The following is a 421-nucleotide window of genomic DNA, read 5'->3' on the forward strand; positions in this document are numbered from 1 at the left end:
AAGCTGACAAACTTTAAATTAAGTACTTACTTAGTAAGTGCAATATTTAATTTAGAGTTCTCAAAATAAAGTAAAGAAAATATGCCGCATTAATTAATTTTAATGTTGGTATCTACTTTAGTATTCAATATTTAACTTCTGGCGGAGTTAAAAACTGTCTTTGACGATGCAAACCATTTTGGGTTGTATGGTTACAACGCCAAAGTGGTTTATAACCGGCAGAAGTTGAATAGCTCAAAAAGAGCAAAGTACTAAAGTAGAAACTTTACGAATTGAGATAAAAAGACAGTTTTCCAGATTTAGATTTAAGACAAGCTCTTAAGTCAACCAGATTTGCTTGGTGACTATAGCGTTTTGGAACCACCTGACCCCATGCCGAACTCAGAAGTGAAACGAAACAGCGTCGATGATAGTGTGGGTT

At 34.4% G+C, this 421-nt stretch carries 1 rRNA gene; it reads left to right on the top strand.

The annotated features are described in order from the left end of the window. Positions 1 to 336 precede the first annotated feature (336 nt). Positions 337 to 421, top strand: a 5S ribosomal RNA gene (gene rrf / locus C2M30_RS12290); the annotation flags it as partial.

Origin of the sequence: Pseudoalteromonas sp. T1lg24, assembly GCF_002964745.1 — a bacterium.
In the GTDB taxonomy this organism is placed as follows: domain Bacteria; phylum Pseudomonadota; class Gammaproteobacteria; order Enterobacterales; family Alteromonadaceae; genus Pseudoalteromonas; species Pseudoalteromonas spongiae.